Origin of the sequence: Umezawaea sp. Da 62-37, from assembly GCF_032460545.1 — a bacterium.
GTDB lineage: Bacteria > Actinomycetota > Actinomycetes > Mycobacteriales > Pseudonocardiaceae > Umezawaea.
The window spans coordinates 9,952,230-9,966,936 of record NZ_CP135965.1 but is presented as its reverse complement, the minus strand read 5'-3'; the positions used below and the strand labels follow the sequence as shown (position 1 = coordinate 9,966,936).

Here is a 14,707-nt window from a genome sequence, read left to right as displayed (position 1 = left end):
CGAGGCGGTTGATGTCGCTTCCACTGCTGAGCCTTTTATCATGGTTGGGGTCTCGGGTCTCGACATGGTGCAGGACGAGGACGGCGGCAACGACTGTGGTGGCTCGGCGTGGGCAGCACGCGTAGCTTGGCCAGGACTTTCCAGCTCTTGAGCAGCGACTCGGCGCATTCGCCGAGGGCTCGGATGCGGGCGTGGGCCCGGTTCACCGTCTTCTGGCCATGCGACGGCCCCGGCCGGGTGGCGTGGCGCTTGAACGGGGTGCGCACTGTTGCGCACCGGTTTGATGGAGATCATCAAACCAGGGAAGGCGAGGAGCAATGGCGCCACCGACGAAGTACCCTGACGAGCTGCGTGAGCGGGCGACCCAGATGGTCGTGGAGACCAGACAGTGATGGATCCGGCCGCGGCGTACGGCCTGACCGCCACCATCCTCGACAAGACCCGGCCAGGTCACGTACTGCGATGGCTGGCCCTGGCCCCTTCGTCATGGGCGCGCACTTCGACCTGCTCGCGTCGTATCTGGTCGAACCTCGTCTCCCGCGCGGTCCGTCTGCCGCCGATGAACACAACGATCACCTTCGTGGTCAACGGCGGGAGGTGATGGTGCGGCAGATAATCGCGATCTTGCACCGCCTGCGGAAACCGCACGATCGGACCTTGGGCACCCAGATTCGCCGTATCGCCGGGCCCTCGGTTCAAAACAGGGTGTCGCACGCCCGCCACGGTCGATAGTCGGTTGGGCCGAGCTGCGCGAGTTCGCCGTCGCCGTCGACCTCGACGGAGCTGAAGAAGTTGATGTTCTCGCTGTCCGCCGGGGAGATGTGGGCCAGGACCAAAACCAACGAAACAACGAGCAGACGTCCGGCCGCATCGCCTTACCAGGAGACGTTTCAGATAAGCATCACGCACCCGGAAAGCGAATAATCAAGTGCCGCAACCCACTCACCGTCGGCATAGTCTTCGAAAGAATCTCCCGCGAGCGGACACGCGACAAGTGGCGATGCCACCGAAGCCGATCACCAGATCGATCAACTTGTTGATCCAGTGCCGCTTTGGCAAGGACGATTTGCGGGTGGCAGCACGACCCCTTCGCCTCCATCCAAGTTGCCGTGCAATTCACGCCTGTCTTGAGGGGCGTAGAGTTACGCCGAACCAACTGGGACTCACCTAATTGGACTGATAGACGCCCCCTCAGCTTGAGTTTTAAGGTCTCGGAGCCCGATGGGACACCCGGTTGATCATGGATGAAGCCCTTGGTTGATCATTCTTCTTGCGACAGAAGGAAGATCACAACCAAGGGCTTCGATGATCAGTATGCACCACCCCGGCACGGCCGCCGCGCTGAGGGACCTCTCCCAGTTCCGCCACGCCTTCCACCAGTGCCTGACCGCGCGAGCGGACGCGTTGTTCGAACTGACCGACAGTGCACTGTGCGCTGACGGGCCGGTCACATCGCTGGTCGAACTGTCGCTGGCCACCGAGCACCGTCGTGGCCACGGCAGCCTGTACGACGGTCTGAACCAGGGCCGGATCGACATCGGTCGATTCCGTAATGTCATAGCCCGCCAACAGATTCCGCGTGGTCACGATGGTCGGATCATGCTGGGGATCGACGTCAGCCACTGGCTACGTCCCGATGCGAACACCAGCCCCGACAGGCTGTTCTGCCACACCTACGCACGCGGCAAAGGCCAAGCCCAGATGATCCCCGGCTGGCCCTACTCCTTCGTGGCCGCCCTGGAACCCGGCCGCACCTCCTGGACGGCGATGCTCGACGTCCTCCGGGTACGCCCGAGCGATGACCACACGGACCTGGCCGCCACCCAACTGCGCACCGTGGTGGACGCGCTGATCACCGCCGGACACTGGCGCGAGGGCGATCCCGAGATCTGGATCATCGGCGACAGCGGCTACGACGGCCCCCGCCTGGCGTTCCTGCTGGCCGATCTCCCGGTCCACGTGCTGGTACGGATGCGCTCGGATCGGGTGCTGGCTTTCCCCGTACCACCACGGCGACCCGGCACCCGTGGCCGCAGTGCCCGGCACGGAACCCGGTTCGCGTTCGCCGATCCGGCGACCTGGTCGACCCCCACGCACACCACGACGACCGACACCGCCCGCTACGGAGCCGCGCACGCCCGCTCGTGGGATCGGTTGCATCCCACGCTGACCCGCACCGGCGCCTGGACAGGCCACCATGGCCCGCTCCCGATCATCGAGGGCACCGTGATCCGACTCCAAGTCGAGCGGCTGCCCGGAACGGGAACACCGAAACCGTTGTGGCTGTGGCATTCCGCCACCGCGACCACCGCCGCACAGGTGGACCGCCTGTGGCAGGCGTTCCTGCGTCGGTTCGATCTGGAGCACACTTTTCGGTTCTTCAAGCAAACCCTGGGCTGGACCACGCCCCGTATCCGGACTCCCGAGGCGGCGGATCGATGGACCTGGCTGGTGATCGTTGCCTACACCCAACTTCGGCTGGCTCGTCCTCTCGTGGAGGACCTACGGCGTCCCTGGGAGCGGAAGGCGGTCACACCTGACAGGTTGTCCCCGGCCAGGGTCCGACGGGGATTTCGTCGAGTTCGACCGGCGGCAGCCTTGCCCGCCGGCGCGCCGAAATTCTCCCGACCCGGTCCTGGGCGTCCAGCAGGATCACGAAACGCCCGCCGAGCCCCACTCCATGCCCCCGGCAAGACCCCAAAAACGGACATCAATGGTTAAACAAAAAGCTCAGAGTGTCCAGAGCGACACGACCGAGAGGTGCAGTCCCTCGCACGTCAGGAGAACATGGATGAGCCAGAAGACCGTGATCACACTCGTGGACGACCTCGACGGCAGTACCGAGGGCGTGAGCACCGTCGAGTTCGGCTTGGACGGGGTGAACTACGCGATCGACCTCTCCCCCGCCAACCGCCGGCGACTGGATCAGGCCCTCGGGCCGGTCGTCGAGAAAGCTCGGCGGGCGCCGCGAGGACAGCGGATCCGCACCGGTGGTCGCAGCACGCCTACGCTTCCCGCTACGGCAGCGAAGGAAAAGGAGAAGAAACACAACCAGACCATGCGGGACTGGGCCCGCGAACAGAACATCCCGATCGCCGAGCGCGGCCGGGTACCGATCGAGGTTCGGCTGCGCTACCAGGTGGCGCATCCCAGCGGTGTGGCGTAGTCCCTCCGCGACGGCATGACGGTCAACGTCTTTCGCCACGGCGATCGAACAGGCTCCAGCCGCAGCGCAGACCGTTCATCACCATCCGAAACCAGCCCGCGCGTTCACACCAAGGACCGCAGGTCCGTGACACCGCCCGGCAGGCCCGAGAGCGTGTCGAGCGGGCCGCCTGCTGTGAAGTCGACACTGGTCGCCGGACTCCACATCAAGACGTGCGCGTTCCGCGTTGAACCGCCTACCGATGCTCCGCTCGTAACGTCATCGTTCCGCGGTCGACAAGAGCACCCCCTGTGAGCGCGACGGAACCACGTCACGACTTCCGTATCCCTGTCCTGGTCCCGTGGCTGGCCTGGGATCCTGCCTGCTGCTGTTCACCCGCATTGACGGCTCGGTGCTGCGCGGCCCGGTCCTGATCGGACCGGGCGTCGTGCTCGCCGCCGTGAACCTGGTGCGAGCGCGGCGCACCAGGTCGGCGTGACGGCTGTCTTTCGCTCGCCCAGCGCCCTACCCACTGCTCAGCCTGCACCGTCACGACGTAAGTGACCCGGTGAACTCAACGCACTCGAAGCAGCTGCGGACGCACACTGTGCTGGACGTCTCCAGGCAGTGACAGCCGGTTCAGAGCCAGTCTGCCTCGATTCCGCGGGCACGCAGCGCCTCCAGCGCCTCCTCGTTGCCCGTGTAGAACAGCGTCATCGACTTCAGGTTGGGAAAGTGCCGCAGGTCGGCGAACTCGTCGACGTCGAACAGTCCGTCCTCGCCGTCCCAGTTCGGCGCGATCTCGAGATAGATCTCGTTGCCGCCGTCCATCTCGATCCCGGTGATCTTCCCCGCAAGCTCACCGGGAACCTCGAGCGCCCCGAAGTAGGCCAGAGCCTCGGGTACCGCCTCGACGCTCCCGTCGTCGTAGGTGAAGCCCTGCTCGACGGCGTACTCGCGCAGGTCGAACCTCGGCAGGAGGTCCTGGTTGTACATCAACTCCTGGACGACGGCGAGCTTGAAGTTGGCGTCGGCGAACGGAATCGGCTGGTTCATACCCGGACCATATAGGCGGGATGACACCTGATCCGGGGAGCCATGTCGTTCTTGGCCTACTCGGTGGTCGGGATGGTGACGGACCCCCTCCATCACCGTGACCAGTGGATTCTCGGCGGTGGTGATGTCGAACTCGTCGGCCAGTGGCCGCCCGGCTTCCTTCAGATCCCCTTGTCCGCTATGGACAGGCGATGCTGGGCCTGCGTTTGATGTGCTATGGCTTTGGCGGTGTCGAGTTGCGGAACTTCATCGAACACCACCAGTCGTCGAAAGGTCTCGCCCGCTGCTCGCTGGTGACGGGACCTTTCGGCGATCGGGGAGGGTCAGATCATCATCGCGTTGGCGGCGCAGTCGCCGTCGCTGATCGCGTAGGCCTTCCACGCCTCGAAGTAGGCTCCGCGGATGGTGGTGCCGTCGGGCGCCAGTAGGTCGAACGCCACGGACGCGCTTTCGCACGTGTGGCCGGAGCCCGCCATCAGCGCGGCGAACTCTGCGCGGTCGAGCTCGCCTTCGCCGTCCACGTTGTCGAACTCGACGTCGCAAGTCGGGCCCAGATGTCGTGGAACCGGGCCTCACGGTCGGAACGGGTCGCCATCGCGCACGGAACTCGTTGCGGTCGATGGCTCCGTCGCCGTCGGTGACGTTCGACAGCGCCCGATCGCTGCCGGATGTGCTGCGCCAGACCACCTGTTGACGTTCTCCACGTAGAGGACTCCCGCTTCGGGCCGCCGGAAGTACGCGTCCAGGTCAACCGGACCGCCGACATCGCCCCGTCGGATCCCGTGCAGGGTCAGCGCTGTCCCAGGGCCTGCCGCGAACGACCGGGTGGGGACTGTAAAAACGAGCGGTGTAACTCCCGATCACGGAAGTGCACCGGATGACCGGGATGATGTCCAGCGTGGAGCACGCTGAGGACTCGAAGCCCGAGTCGGGCCTCGACGGCTTGGACGAGCGGTTGATCGACCAGTTGGTGGGGCAGGCCAAGAACGGTGGGCTCAAGCTGACCGGTGAGGGTGGGGGTGCTGCAGCGGTCGACCAGGCGACTGCTGGAGGCCGCCCTGGAAGGGGAGATCACCGACCACCTGGGCTACGACAGGCACGACCCGGCCAGCCGCGGGACGGGCAATTGGCGCAACAGCACCCGTTCCAAGACAGTGCTCACCGAGGTCGTCCCAGTGGAGATCGACATGCCCCGTGACCGCAACGCCGAATTCGATCTGAGGATCGTGGCCAAGCGATAGAAGCGACTGGCCGATGTGGACGAGATGGTGATCTCTTTGTCCACCAAGGGATTGACCACCGGGGATACCTCCGCGCACCTGGCCGAGATCTACGGCGTCGAGGTCTCCCGACAGACCATCTCCACCATTACCGACAAGGTGGTCGAGGGCATGACCGAATGGCAGAACCGGCCGCTGGGCGTCGTGCACCGGTGATCTTCATCGACGCGATCCACGTGAAGGTCCGGGACGGTCAAGTGTCTACTGACCTTTCGGAGTCAGGGGCTGCCTCGAGTCCACTTCACCGGTTTGGGTGATCATCGCTGGTCCACGTTTCGCTGTTGATCGGGTATGCGATATGGCGATGGTAGTGGGGTCGGCCCGCAGGGCCTGGCCCGTCGCGAGCAGATACGCAGGCAGGCGGCCGTAATTTTCGCCGAGGGGATGAGCGCGGTGCAGGTCGCCACCGCGTTGGAGGTCTCCACGACATCGGCGTACACGTGGCGGCGGGCCTGGACGGCCGGTGGCGAGCAGGCAGTGGCGTCGAGGGGGTGCACCGGGTCCGGACAGTCGGTTGTCGAAGACCCAGGCGCAACAGTTGGTGGCGGTGTTGCAGGACGGTCCAGCGACAGCCGGGTGGGCCGAGGATCAGCGGCGGGCCCTGGCGCGGGTGCGGACGCTGATCGGCCGGATGTTCCACATCACGGTGGGGATCATCACCGTGTGGCAGGTGCTGCACCGAGCCGGGTTCACCCCGCAACAGCCCGTCGCCCGCGCCGTCGCACGCGATGAACACGCCATCGGGCATTGGCGGCGACATCAATGGCTGGCGGTAAAAGGGTCGCGCGCAGGCTGGGCGCGTGGATCTGCTTCACCGACGAGCCCGGCATCACGCCGGGACCGGCCAGGGCCCGTACCTGGGCCCGCGGGGTACGACCCCCGTCGTGAGCGTCGCCGGGCGCGGCGGCCACACGCTGTCCATCGCCGGGCGCCGCCTACCGCTCAGGGGAACGCAGCCGACTGCTATACCAGGTTGTGGTCCACAGAGGACGCCAAAGTGAGCCCAGAGGCTTTGGTGAGGTCCACTTCGCCGCCTGCTCGACAACGCCCACCAACAGCTGGGCGGACCGATCGTGCTCGTCCGGGACGGCCTGCCCGCACACAGGTCCGCCAGGATGCGTGCGCTGATCGCCGCCCGGCCGTGGTTACGCGTCTACCGACTACCCGGTTATGCCCCGGAGTTGAACCCGACGGAGAACATGTGGTCGAGCATGAAACGCGGCATGGCCAACCTCGCCGCCAGCACCATCGACGACCTGACCCGCATCACCCGTAACCGACTCACAAGCATGCGATACCGGCCTATCCTCGCCGACGGGTTACTCGCCGCCACCGGCCTCGTCCCGCCCTGAACACCGTCTCCCGGACCCTCCCCCGAAAGGTCGATAGGGCATCCCCGACTATGCGGAGCAGTGTGACAAGGTGGACGCCGTAGCGCGCAAGTTGTTTCGCTTCTCTACTCGCCCTGGTCACAAACAACTTCCGGGCTGCGGAGGGCATCCGGAAGATCGGCTTCGGCAACCCGGAACCCACCGAACCAGCACCCCTGAAGAATTCGCCCATTATGGACAGATGATGTCGGGGTACGACCGCTCTCGTTGACCGAGGCCAGCGTCGCGGGCCATGACGATGGCTTGCATCCGGTCCGCCACACTCAGTTTACCGAAGATGCCGGAGACCCGGTTGCTGATGGTCTTGGGCGCCAACCTGAGTTCGCGAGCGATCGCCCCGTTCGTCATTCCCGCCGCTAGGCACTCCAACACCTCCCGCTCTCGTACGCTCAACTGGGGAAATGGGTACGTTTGGCCGGACGCCAAACGGAGCAGCGCGCCCAGTCGTCCCGCGATGGCCTTGCTGACGATCGCCTCACCCGCGGCGACCGCACGGATGCCGCGCAGGATCTGATCCGGGTGCGCGTTCTTGGTCAGGTAGCCGCGCGCGCCGTTCGTGAAGGCAGTGGTGATCGCGGTGTCGTCTTCGGCGGCGCTGAAGACCAGCACACCGGTGCCGGGCACCAGGCGCAGCACCTGCCCGATGATCCAGACCCCGTCGTTGCCGTCGAATTCGTAGTCCACCATCAGCACATCCGGCTGGTGCCGCACGACCTCCGCCAGCACCTCATCCGCGGTCGCGGCCTCGCTGACGACGTCGATACCCTCGCTCTCCAACACGAACCGGACGCCGTGTCGCACCGCCGGGTGGATGTCGGCGAGCATCACCGACAGCCGGACCGCGCCACAGCCCTGCTCGGGTACGCGCGCCACGGGCTCCAGGGCGGCTGGCGGTCTTCTGGTTCGCGACGTCGTTGCGAACCGTCGCCTGCCCACCGGCTCATGCCTTGTCGTCAAGATCACTCCCCGAGTTTTCGTAACTCACCCTTTGCCTCTATCGCGGAGGGAACGTACGACATTTCGCGCCATTCGGGTGAGAAAACAAGCACCCCGGCATTCGGGGCAACGTGGACAAAACGATGGTGCCACTTGGTCACCGCACACCGGTGCAGGGTGACAGCCGGTCACTACGGCCTTCCTGGGATTTGAAAACACCATGGGCCACAAGGGAATACCCGATGCGGCCCGCATTCCCCGTTGCCAGGGAATGATTTCCCGGCACCACGGGAAGCGATCCCCTTACCAACGGGAATCCACCGAACCTAGCGTCACTTGGCACCGGGGACCTTCACCCAGGCGAAGCCCACCCGGCAGCCGCGTCGCCAGTGCTCGGATCCGGCGTCGTACTCGTGAACCTGATCACGACACCAGAGGTGAAGGTGTGACCGACCAAGACGTTTCCGTCCTTACCATCGGGGCCGGCCCGGCCAACCTGGCTCTCGCGGTCGCCATTGAGGAATCCAGTTCGCCGGAGCTCGCACAGAGCACGCTGCTGCTGGAACAGCACCCGGACGTGCAATGGCAGCGCAACCTGCTCATGCCGTGGGCGCGCAGCCAGGTCTCGTTCCTCAAGGACCTGGTGACTTTGCGCAACCCGCGCAGCAAGTTCTCGTTCCTCAGCTTCCTGCACGAGCAGGGCAGGCTCGACAAGTTCGTCAACCTCGGCACGTTCCACCCCTACCGGTGGGAGCTCTCGGACTACCTGCAGTGGGTGGCGAAGTCCCTCGAACAGGTGGACATCCGTTACGGCGCAAGGGCCTCTCACATCACCCCAACACGGGACGCCGAAGGTTCGGTGACCGGCTGGACGGTTTCGCTCGCCGACGGCGACACCATCCGTTGCCGCGACCTCGTGGTCGGCGGCGGCAGGGAGGCGCATGTACCGGACACCCTCGCAGGGTTGCCGATTGACCGCCTCATCCACTCCACGCAGTTCCGCAGCCGCATCGGGCAGCTGCCCACCGACCGGCCGCTGCGGGTCGTGGTGCTCGGTGGCGCGCAGAGCGCCGCGGAAATGTTCGTCGCGGTGACCGAGATCCTGCCGCTGAGCGAGGTCACGATGGTGGTCCGCTCCGTCGGGCTGCAGAACTACCAGACCAGCAAGTTCGTCAACGAGCTGTTCTTCCCCTCGTTCGTCGACGAGTTCTACCAGACCCCGGCTGAGCAGCGCGGGAAGATACTGGACGAAATGCGGCCCACCAACTACGCGGCCGTCGCACCGCCGTTCCTCGACGAGATCTACTCGATGCTCTACCGCCAGGACATGGTGGGCCCCAAGCGGTCCACCATGCGCCCGATGACCGAGGTGGCGGCCGCGCGGATGGACGGCGACGAGGTCGTGCTGGACCTGCGCGACCGTACCAGCGGCAAGATCGAGCAGTTGGGCTGCGACGTCGTGCTCCTCGGCACCGGCTACGACTCGCGGATGCCGTGGCTGGTGCGGGACCTCTCCGCCAAGCTCGGCCTCACCGACGTCGCCGTATCGCGCAACTACCGCGTGGACATCGGCGAATCCGCGTGGGGCGCGCTGTACCTGCAGGGCGTCAACGAGCGGACGCACGGCATCGCGGACTCGCTGATCAGCGTCCTCGCCCAGCGTTCCAGCGACATCCTCGACGACCTGCTCGCGCGCCGCTCCGCTGAAGCGCGAACCCCGTGATGGACGAGCGCATGGTGGTCATCGCGCCGGGGCCCACCGCCAACGGCGACCTGCACCTAGGCCACCTGGCCGGACCGTTCCTGGCCGCGGACATCTGCGTCCGCTACGCCAGGGCCACCGGGCGGGACGTGTTGTTCGGCACCGGCATCCACGCGACGCAGAACTACATCGTCACCACGGCGCGGCGCCTGGGCGTGCGACCGGAGGACCTGCGCGCTGGCGCGGCCGACCAGGTCGAGAAGACGCTGGTGTCCATGGGCATCGAGGCCGACGGTTTCGTGCGGTTCGACGAGCGCTACCTGCACACCGCGACAGAGTTCTTCCGGCGGTTGCACGCGAAGGGTGGCCTGCGGCTGCGTCCGGTGCTGTTCCCGTATTCGCCCCGCACCTGCGAGTACCTCACCGACGCCTACGTGCGCGGGGGGTGCCCGTTCTGCCTGGCGGAGGGCTGCGCGGGTCTGTGCGAGAACTGCGGGCACTGGGTCGCCTCCGGTGAGCTGATCGAGCCGCGGTCCACCCTCCTGCCGGATGACCCGCTGGAGCTGCGCGAGTGCGAGGTCCTCGTGCTGCCTCTGGAGGAGCACCGCGCCGAGCTGGTCGAGTACTTCGCCCGGCAGAGCGCGACAATGCGGCCGCGAATGGCCCAGGTGGTCGACGAGATGCTGGCCCGCCCGCTGCCGGACTACCCGGTGACGCTGCCGATCTCGTGGGGCATCCCGGCGCCGTTCGCCGAGGTTCCGGGTCAGGTCATCTACTCCGATGCGGAGACCGTGGCGTGGAGCGTGCACTGCACCGCGCTGTGCGTCGAAGGTCGTGGCGGGACCGACGGTCACGAGCTGTGGCGGCGCGGCGAGGACACCAAGGTCGTCTACTTCCTCGGCTCCGACGCGAGTTCGGCGTTCGCGGTGGTGGGGGTGGCGATGCTGCTGGCGCTGGGCGAACACGTGCTGCCCGACCAGTTCATCACCAACGAGTTCTACGAACTCGACCACGACAAGTTCTCCACCAGCCGCGGGCACCTGCTGACCGCGCGGGAGCTCGCCGACATCGCGTCGCGTGACCTCATCCGGTTCTACCTGGCCGCGACCAGCCCGGAGTTCCAGCGCACCAACTTCACCCGCGAGGCCCTCGCCAGGGTCACCGAGTGGCGGTTGGTGCGGCCGTGGAACCGGGTCGCGGCCAAGGTCGAGCAGTGGGTGGAGCAGGGCGTGCTGCCGGTGTCCGCGCGGTCCCGCGCGTCCGCAGCGCGGATCGTCGAGCGGTTCGCCGCGCACTACGGAACCCGCAGGTTCAGCACCACGTCGGTGGCGTTCACGCTCACCGAACAGTTGAGCAGGCTCGACCGCTGGGCGGTGACCGCCCGGGACGCGGGCGACTTCTGCCACGAGGTCGAGGTGTTCCTCCGGTGCGCGTCGCCAATTCTCATCGATCTCGCCGCCGAGGCGTTGCCGGACACCAGGATCCCGGCCCGACCGGTGGCCACCAAGGTCACACCGCGACCGCTGCCCCGGTTGATCGGCATGACCCGGTGAGCGCCCGGCGCGTGGTGGTCGTGGGCGCGGGCGTCACCGGATTGCTGGCCGCAGTCGCGTGTGTGCGGGCGGGACACCGGGTGACCGTGGTGGAACAGGGCGAGATCCCGGATCCGCTGGCAGGTTCGTTCGACCACGGCCGGGTGCTTCGCACCCTCACGCCGGGTGATTCGGCGGGCACCCGGCGGCGCATCGCCGCGCACCACCGCTGGCTGGAGCTGGAGGAGGTGTTCGGCGAACATTTCTACCGCAGGGTCGGGGTGCTCAGCGCCTGGCCGCGGCCGCGCGTCGACGAGGTGTTCGCCGACGCCGCCGCGGCCGGGTTGCCGTTGGTCGCGGTGGAACCGGGCAAGGTCACCCACCTCGGCATCCCGGACGGCGCGGTCGCCGTGCAGGAAGCCGAAGCCGGGGTGTTGCTGGCGGAACGCGTTTTGCGGGCCGCCGCACACTGGCTGGCATGTCGGCCGGGGGTCACGCTTCGTCCGCACCGCCCGGTCAGCGCGAGCGATGTCCACAGCGGACGAATCGGTGTGGACGCCGACGCCGTGCTGCTCGCGGCGGGCGCGTGGACGGCGGAGCTGCTGGGTGTGCCGGTGGTGCTGCACCGTCAGACAGTGCTGTACCTGCGACCACCGGCCGATCTCGTGCCGTTGTGGGCGGGTGCGCCCGCGGCGGGCGGGCTGGGCACCGGCGGGCGCGGTTGGCTGCTGCCGCCCGGCGGCGGTGGGCTGCTGAAGATCAGTTCGGACCTGGTCTGCCGCGAGGTGGACCGGATCGACCCCCATGGTCCTGAAGACGACTCGGTTCGCACCCTGCTCGCCGCCGGAGTCGTGTCCGATGTGGACAGGTATCGGGTGGTCACCGTGCGGCGGTGCCACTACGCGTCCGGCAGGGAGGACGCGCTGCTGCAACGGTCGGGGCGCTCGCTGTGGTCACGTGCCGCGTCCGGCGGTAGCGGTTTCGGCACCGCGCCGCTCGCGGCGGAGGAGTTCGTGCGGGAAATGGAGGAGGCGGCATGAGCGGCGACACGGCGGACGACACCCGGATCGGGGTGGTGGCCGCGCTGCGGGCGACCCCAGGACCGGTCCGGTACCTGCTCGGCGGGATGCTGATCAACCAGCTCGGAGCGTTCGTGCAAACGTTCTTGGTGCTGTACCTGACGTTCCGGGGCAGCTCCGTGACGACGGCCGGGCTGTGCCTGGTCGCGTACAGCGTCGGGTCGATCTTCGGCTCGGCCCTCGGAGGTGAGCTGTCCGGACGGCTCGGCCCGCGCGGCACGATCGTCGCCGCGATGACGCTGTCCGCTCCGACGGTGGCAATGATCCCATTAGCGGCCCGCGCCGACGCCTTGGTGCTGCTGCTGGCGGTGGTCGCGCTGGCGGGCCTCGCCACCCAGACCTACCGGCCTGCGGCATCAGTGCTGCTGAGCGAACTGATGCCGGAGAAGTTCCGCACGATGGGCTTCTCGATGGTGCGCACCGCGCTGAACGTCGGTGCGGCACTGGCTCCGCTGATCGCGGCAGGCCTCATCCTCATCAGCTGGGACCTGTTGTTCTGGCTCGACGCGGCTACGGCCGCCGGCTATGCCCTGCTGGCGTTCAAGACGCTGCCGAAGGCCACCGCGCGACGGGACGGCGACGAACCGGAGGAGCCCGCGACCCTGATCGGGCCACGGCAGGCTTATGGCGTGCTGTTGCGCGACCGCAGGTTCCTGTGCTTCCTCGGCTCCATCATGATCGGCAGCCTGCTGTACGTGCAGTCCAACATCACGCTGCCGCTGCAGATCCACGCCGACGGCTACCCGACCGGCCTCTACAGCATCGTGCTCGCGCTGTCGTCGGTCATCCTGATCACCTGCGAGCTCAAGCTCACCACCTACATCGTGCGGTTGCCGACACACGTCGCGGGGTTGCTCGGGCACCTGGTGATCTCGATGGGGTTCGCGGTCTACGCGTTGACCGGGCACTCGCCCGCTTTCGTGATCGCCGGCGCCGTGTTGTACGTGACCGGCCTGATGATGGCGGGACCGAGCATGTACGCCCACCCGGCAACCTTCCCCGGCCCGGTGAAGGCCCGCTACATCAGCACGATGGACGTCGCGTCCGGGTTCGCCCTCGCCGTTGGTCCCGTGTTCGGTGTGTTCGCGTGGACCTGGCTGCACAGCGGATTCTGGCTGCTTGCCAGCGCGCTCAACGTGGTCGCTGGGCTACTCGCCATGATCGGTCTGCGGCGCACCGCGGTGGAACCCGAATCGCCGGCCGTGGCCGTCACCGGTCACGCGGAGACCGAAACCGTGAGAGGCGTCGCATGAGCGGTCACGAGAACCGCAACGACGTGCTGCTGGTGATCGGCAGCGGTTTGAAGGTCTACCGGGAGTACCTGGTCGCGCCCATCCGGCGGCGCGCCACGGCCGTCGGGCTGGACATGGTCCTGATCAACAACCTGGTGCCGACCTGGCAGCGCGAGTACTTCGACGAGATCGTCGTGGCGAATGTGTTCGACACCGGCACCCTGAACGCAGCCGCCCAGGAGGTGGCCGACCGACGCAACGTCGTCGCGATGATGTGCTGGGACGAGCCGCTTGTGCTCGACGCCGGGCTGCTCGCCGCCGAATTCGGCGTGCCGGGCTTGTCCGCCGACGGCGTGCGGGGCTGCCGGGACAAGGAGCGCACCCGCGCCGAGCTAACCGCAGCCGGGTTGCACCAGCCGGGGTTCGCGCTGGTCACCGGTGTCGACGAAGCGCTGACCGAGGCCGAGCGGATCGGCTACCCGGTGGTGGTGAAGCCGCGGGCGATGGGGGCGAGCATCGGCGTGGTGTTCGCCGAGGACGCGGCCGAACTGGCCGGGGCGTACCGGATCGCGTACGCGGCAAGCCTGGTGGACCCCGGCCCGTACCGGGCCTCGGTGATCGTTGAGGAGTTCGCGCCCGGCCCCGAGATCAGCATCGACGGCGCCCTGCACAAGGGCGAGTACCTGCCGATGTTCGTCGCCCGCAAGCACAGCGGCGACCACCCGTACTTCGAGGAGACCGGGCACGTCGTGGACGCGGCCGACCCGCTGCTGGCCGACCACGGGCTGATGGCGGCGCTGGCCAGGGCGCACGAGGTGCTCGGTATTGAGGACGGGATCACGCACAGCGAAGTCCGGCTGACCGACCGTGGGCCGCTGATCATCGAGGTCAACGGCAGGCTCGGCGGCGACCTGATCCCGCTGCTCGGCCGCACCGCGACCGGGATCGAACCGGGTGAGGTGCTGTTCGACGTCTCGACCGGACGTCGGCCCGACGTCACCCCGGCCAAGCGGACCGTGGCGGGGATCCGGTTCGGCATCCCGGAGCGGGACTGCCTGCTGCGCGCGGTGCGCGTGCCGGAACACGCCCCCGGCCTCGTCGCGGCCGCGCCGATGGCCGAGCCGGGCACCACCTTGCGGCTGCCACCCGGCGGCTACCTGGCGCGGCACTCGTTCGTGGTGTGCGAGGGCGCGGACACCACCGAGTGCGCGGCCCGGCTGGACGCCGCGGCGGCGCTGGTGGAACTGGACACCGAGTCGGTAGGGCCGCCCGAGGCGGACGCGCCGTTCGCCATGCCGGCCGGCTTGCTCGACCACGACACCTGACCGGATCGACCGGAGTTGCGAGGAGTTCA

Annotated in this window: 14 protein-coding genes and 5 pseudogenes; 13 read left to right on the top strand and 6 right to left on the bottom strand. The window is 67.4% G+C overall.

The annotated features are described in order from the left end of the window. Positions 1-58 precede the first annotated feature (58 nt). Positions 59-269: pseudogene (locus RM788_RS45120) on the bottom strand (transposase family protein); the annotation flags it as partial. Positions 270-391: 122 nt separating this feature from the next. On the opposite strand from RM788_RS45120, the gene RM788_RS45115 reads away from it, so the two are divergent. After that, the gene (locus RM788_RS45115; protein ID WP_315926844.1) at positions 392-601 is read left to right on the top strand and encodes a hypothetical protein; all 210 of its coding nucleotides are present in this window, start codon (positions 392-394) and stop codon (positions 599-601) included. Positions 602-695: 94 nt separating this feature from the next. Here RM788_RS45115 and RM788_RS45110 read toward each other — a convergent pair whose 3' ends face one another. Continuing rightward, the gene (locus RM788_RS45110; protein ID WP_315926842.1) at positions 696-842 is read right to left on the bottom strand and encodes a hypothetical protein; all 147 of its coding nucleotides are present in this window, start codon (positions 840-842) and stop codon (positions 696-698) included. Positions 843-1,305: 463 nt separating this feature from the next. Between RM788_RS45110 and RM788_RS45105 the strand changes: the two genes are divergently transcribed. The 3 genes from RM788_RS45105 (at position 1,306) to RM788_RS45095 (ending at position 3,644) form a co-directional block, all read left to right on the top strand. Then, positions 1,306-2,721 carry an NF041680 family putative transposase gene (locus tag RM788_RS45105; RefSeq protein ID WP_315925923.1) on the top strand — a complete coding sequence of 472 codons (1,416 nt, stop codon included), beginning with the start codon at positions 1,306-1,308 and terminating at the stop codon, positions 2,719-2,721. 70 nt (positions 2,722-2,791) lie between these two features. Continuing rightward, entirely contained in the window at positions 2,792-3,166 is a 375-nt protein-coding gene (locus tag RM788_RS45100) for a histone-like nucleoid-structuring protein Lsr2 (protein WP_315926841.1), read from the top strand. Between the two features lie 340 nt (positions 3,167-3,506). Then, positions 3,507-3,644 carry a hypothetical protein gene (locus tag RM788_RS45095; protein ID WP_315926840.1) on the top strand — a complete coding sequence of 46 codons (138 nt, stop codon included), beginning with the start codon at positions 3,507-3,509 and terminating at the stop codon, positions 3,642-3,644. 140 nt (positions 3,645-3,784) lie between these two features. On the opposite strand, the gene RM788_RS45090 is transcribed toward RM788_RS45095, so the two are convergent. The 3 genes and pseudogenes from RM788_RS45090 to RM788_RS53240 all read right to left on the bottom strand — a co-directional run. Further along, positions 3,785-4,201 (bottom strand): DUF6892 domain-containing protein, encoded by a 417-nt coding sequence (locus RM788_RS45090; protein ID WP_315926839.1) that lies wholly within the window; start codon positions 4,199-4,201, stop codon positions 3,785-3,787. A gap of 323 nt (positions 4,202-4,524) precedes the next feature. Continuing rightward, on the bottom strand, positions 4,525-4,722 hold the full coding sequence (locus tag RM788_RS45085; RefSeq protein ID WP_315926838.1) for a hypothetical protein: 198 nt from the start codon (positions 4,720-4,722) through the stop codon (positions 4,525-4,527). Between the two features lie 51 nt (positions 4,723-4,773). Further along, positions 4,774-5,028, bottom strand: a pseudogene (locus tag RM788_RS53240) (hypothetical protein); the annotation flags it as partial. A gap of 180 nt (positions 5,029-5,208) precedes the next feature. Between RM788_RS53240 and RM788_RS45080 the strand changes: the two are divergent. From RM788_RS45080 to RM788_RS45075, 4 genes and pseudogenes are all read left to right on the top strand, one after another. Then, a pseudogene (locus RM788_RS45080) lies at positions 5,209-5,637 on the top strand (transposase). Positions 5,638-5,772: 135 nt separating this feature from the next. Then, positions 5,773-5,946, top strand: a pseudogene (locus RM788_RS53235) (helix-turn-helix domain-containing protein); the annotation flags it as partial. Then, a pseudogene (locus tag RM788_RS53230) lies at positions 5,945-6,229 on the top strand (winged helix-turn-helix domain-containing protein); the annotation flags it as partial. The pseudogenes RM788_RS53235 and RM788_RS53230, both read left to right, overlap by 2 nt. Positions 6,230-6,515: 286 nt before the next feature. Further along, the gene (locus tag RM788_RS45075; protein ID WP_399345278.1) at positions 6,516-6,833 is read left to right on the top strand and encodes a transposase; all 318 of its coding nucleotides are present in this window, start codon (positions 6,516-6,518) and stop codon (positions 6,831-6,833) included. A 210-nt stretch (positions 6,834-7,043) separates the two neighbouring features. Here RM788_RS45075 and RM788_RS45070 read toward each other — a convergent pair whose 3' ends face one another. Then, positions 7,044-7,745, bottom strand: coding sequence for a response regulator (locus tag RM788_RS45070; protein ID WP_315926836.1), 702 nt, complete (start codon positions 7,743-7,745; stop codon positions 7,044-7,046). Between the two features lie 508 nt (positions 7,746-8,253). On the opposite strand from RM788_RS45070, the gene RM788_RS45065 reads away from it, so the two are divergent. From RM788_RS45065 to RM788_RS45045, 5 genes are read left to right on the top strand one after another with little or no spacing between them, the layout of a single operon-like run. Continuing rightward, entirely contained in the window at positions 8,254-9,531 is a 1,278-nt protein-coding gene (locus RM788_RS45065; RefSeq protein WP_315926835.1) for a lysine N(6)-hydroxylase/L-ornithine N(5)-oxygenase family protein, read from the top strand. Further along, positions 9,531-11,063 (top strand): class I tRNA ligase family protein, encoded by a 1,533-nt coding sequence (locus tag RM788_RS45060; RefSeq protein WP_315926834.1) that lies wholly within the window; start codon positions 9,531-9,533, stop codon positions 11,061-11,063. Before RM788_RS45065 ends, RM788_RS45060 begins: the two co-directional genes overlap by 1 nt. Further along, on the top strand, positions 11,060-12,082 hold the full coding sequence (locus tag RM788_RS45055; RefSeq protein WP_315926833.1) for an NAD(P)/FAD-dependent oxidoreductase: 1,023 nt from the start codon (positions 11,060-11,062) through the stop codon (positions 12,080-12,082). The genes RM788_RS45060 and RM788_RS45055 overlap by 4 nt, the downstream gene beginning before the upstream one ends. After that, a complete protein-coding gene (locus tag RM788_RS45050) occupies positions 12,079-13,374 on the top strand; it encodes an MFS transporter (protein ID WP_315926832.1) in 1,296 nt (431 codons plus the stop codon). The genes RM788_RS45055 and RM788_RS45050 overlap by 4 nt, the downstream gene beginning before the upstream one ends. Then, positions 13,371-14,678, top strand: coding sequence for an ATP-grasp domain-containing protein (locus tag RM788_RS45045; protein WP_315926831.1), 1,308 nt, complete (start codon positions 13,371-13,373; stop codon positions 14,676-14,678). The genes RM788_RS45050 and RM788_RS45045 overlap by 4 nt, the downstream gene beginning before the upstream one ends. Positions 14,679-14,707: the final 29 nt, after the last annotated feature.